This is a genomic window from Caenispirillum bisanense, from assembly GCF_039523075.1.
Lineage (GTDB): Bacteria > Pseudomonadota > Alphaproteobacteria > Rhodospirillales > Rhodospirillaceae > Caenispirillum > Caenispirillum bisanense.
The window spans coordinates 1-3,088 of sequence record NZ_BAAAEP010000111.1 but is presented as its reverse complement, the minus strand read 5'-3'; the positions used below and the strand labels follow the sequence as shown (position 1 = coordinate 3,088).

Here is a 3,088-nt window from a genome sequence, read left to right as displayed (position 1 = left end):
GGCGCGCCGGGCTGACGACGGTCGCCGGGGCACGTGCGCACCACCCTGCCGAATCCTCCTCCCTCCGCCGGCACCGGCGCCGGTGCCGCCGCCGGCAGCGGCGGTGGCCGCGCCGACTGGGCCGCCGCCCGCCGCCTGCTGCCCTACCTGTGGCCGCCGGGCGAGCTGGAGCTGCGGCTGCGGGTGGTGGTCTCCATCCTGCTGCTGGTCGCCGCCAAGGTGGCGACGGTCACCGTGCCGCTGTTCTACAAGGCGGCGGTGGATGCCCTGACGGTGCCGGGCGACGTGGCCGACGCCGTGGTGGCGGTGCCGCTGGCGCTGCTGGTCGGCTACGGCTCGCTGCGGGTGCTGCAGCAGGTGTTCGGCGAACTGCAGGGGATGGTGTTCACCAAGGTCAGCGAGCGGGCGACGCGGCGGGTGGCGCTGCGGATCTTCACCCACCTGCACCGGCTGTCCCTGCGCTTCCACCTCGACCGCCAGACCGGCGGCCTGTCGCGGGTGATCGAGCGCGGAACCCGCGCCATCGACGTGCTGCTGCGCCTCGCCCTGTTCCGCACCGGGCCGCAGCTGCTGGAGCTGGCCTTCGTCTGCGGCGTGCTGTGGACGCTCTATGACTGGCGCTTTGCCGCCGTCACCCTGGTCACCGTCGGCGGCTACATCGCCTATACGGTGGTGGTGACCGACTGGCGCATGGCCCACCGGCGGGTGATGAACACCGCCGACAGCGACGCCAACACCAAGGCCATCGACAGCCTCATCAACTACGAGACGGTCAAGTACTTCAACAACGAGCGGCACGAGGCGGAGCGCTACGACGCCGCCCTGGCGCGGCTGGAAGGTGCCTCGGTGCGGGCCAAGAACTCGCTGGCGGCGCTTAACGTCGGGCAGGGGTTCATCATCGCCGCCGGGCTGGTGCTGATGATGGTGATGGCGGCCGAGGGCGTCGCCGACGGCACCATGACGGTGGGCGACTTCGTGCTGGTCAACAGCTACCTCATGCAGCTGGCGCTGCCGCTCAACATGCTCGGCATGGTCTACCGCGAGCTGAAGCAGGCGCTGACCGACATGGAAAGCATGTTCGGCCTGCTCGACGCCCCGGCGGAGGTGACCGACCCGCCCGGCGCCCCGGCGCTGGCGGTGACGGGCGGCGAGGTGCGGTTCGAGGACGTGCAGTTCGGCTACGGCCCAGACCGCGACATCCTGCGCGGCATCAGCTTCACCATTCCGGCCGGCCGCAAGGTGGCGGTGGTGGGGCAGTCCGGCGCCGGCAAGAGCACTCTGGCGCGGCTGCTCTATCGCTTCTACGACCCGACCGGCGGTCGTATCCTGGTCGACGGCCAGGACATCCGCACCGTAAGGCAGGACAGCCTGCACGCCGTCATCGGCGTGGTGCCGCAGGATACGGTGCTGTTCAACGACACCATCGGCTACAACATCGCCTACGGCCGCCCCGGCGCCGACGAGGCGGCGGTGCAGGAGGCGGCGGAGGCGGCGGCCATCCACCGCTTCGTCGCCGGCCTGCCGGAGGGCTACGACACCCGCGTCGGCGAGCGCGGCCTCAAGCTGTCGGGCGGCGAGAAACAGCGCGTCGCCATCGCCCGCACCATCCTCAAGAACCCCGCCATCCTCATCCTCGACGAGGCCACCAGCGCCCTGGATACGCATACGGAACGGGCGATCCAGGATAGCCTTGATACCGTGTCGCGCAACCGCACCACCTTGGTCATCGCCCACCGCCTGTCCACCGTCATCGACGCCGACGAGATCCTGGTCATGGATGCCGGCCGCATCGTCGAACGCGGCCGCCACGATGCCCTGCTGGCCTCCGGCGGCGCCTATGCCGAGATGTGGCGGCGGCAGCAGGAGAGCGCCCGCCTCGCCGGCCAGCTGGCGGCCATGGACGGCGAGGCGCGGGACGACGCCGAAACCATGGCCGGCAGCCAGGGTCCGGCGGTATCAAAGCCTTAAGGCCGTATGGCGCATTATGCGGTCGGATGCGGCGCCCGGCTGTGGTAGGATGCTTCATCCTATTGGGGATAGTGGTTTCTCAACGGGTGAGGTGAGGGCGCGATGGGGTTGTTCGCGCGGCTGTTCAATCTGGGCGGTTCGGCGCCGGCGGTGATCGAGCGCGACGACGGGCAGGGCCCGCGTCAGCCGGTGCCGACGGAGGACGAGCAGTACGGCAACCCCGACCTGCTGGCCGCCATCGACCGGCTGGAAAATCCGCGGAAGAATCAGCGGCTTGATGTTGCCCGCGACCGGGTGATGACGGCGTTTGACGACGAGGAACAGCGCCGCCGCATGGTGGCGGCGGTGCGCCGTCTGCTTCACGAGGGCAGGCCACCGCGGGACGATGGTCCTTGACCTCGCATTCGGTGATTGCGCCATGAATGGTGGCGGGTATTGTTGGGACGAGCAAAACGCTCAGGTGCGTATGGGGATCGAGTAAGCGATCATGTCCGACCATTCCGACGTATTGATCCTCAAGCGGGAACTGCTGGGTCTGTTTCAGCACATCCAGAAGATCCGCAAGGAGATCGCGGCCATCCGGCGGCCGGGCACGAACCCCGACCAGGACCACTTCTCCAAGATGTCGGACGAACTCGACGCCATCGTCGAGGCCACCGAGTCCGCCACCGAAACCATCATGGAAAACGCCGAGAAGCTGGAGGACGTGGTCAACGCCGTCCGGCCGATGGTGAACAACGCCGAAGGGCGCGCGCTGCTGGACAGCGTGCAGGACCGCACCGGCGCCATCTTCGAAGCCTGCGCCTTCCAGGACATCACCGGCCAGCGCATCACCAAGGTGGTCAATTCCCTGCGCTTCGTGGAGGAACGGGTCAACGCCCTCATCTCCATCTGGGGCCAGGACCAGATCGCCCACGAGTCCCTTGAGGACGGCAGCAACGAGGACGAATACAAGAAGTACCTGAACGGCCCGCAGCTGAAGGGCCACGGCGTCAGCCAGGCCGACGTCGACGCCATGTTCGGCCCCTCCGGTTCCGGCGCTGCCGCCGCCCCTGCGGCGCCGGCCGCTGCGCCTGCCGCTCCAGCTCCCGCCGCTGCCAGGCCGGCCGCCGCGCCGGCT

The 3,088-nt window shown here is 69.1% G+C and carries 3 protein-coding genes; all 3 read left to right on the top strand.

What is annotated here, in order from left to right; all coding sequences use genetic code 11:
* Positions 1–33: 33 nt before the first annotated feature.
* Positions 34–1,968 (top strand): ABCB family ABC transporter ATP-binding protein/permease, encoded by a 1,935-nt coding sequence (locus tag ABD056_RS22575; RefSeq protein ID WP_343870532.1) that lies wholly within the window; start codon positions 34–36, stop codon positions 1,966–1,968.
* Positions 1,969–2,070: 102 nt separating this feature from the next.
* On the top strand, positions 2,071–2,364 hold the full coding sequence (locus ABD056_RS22570; RefSeq protein WP_343870530.1) for a hypothetical protein: 294 nt from the start codon (positions 2,071–2,073) through the stop codon (positions 2,362–2,364).
* A gap of 91 nt (positions 2,365–2,455) precedes the next feature.
* On the top strand, positions 2,456–3,088 hold a 633-nt coding region (locus ABD056_RS22565), incomplete at its 3' end, for a protein phosphatase CheZ (protein ID WP_343870528.1).

Bases quoted from the DNA above. Each gene is read 5' to 3' on its own strand.
- ABD056_RS22570 (WP_343870530.1), top strand. From the start codon at position 2,071: ATGGGGTTGTTCGCGCGGCTGTTCAATCTGGGCGGTTCGGCGCCGGCG.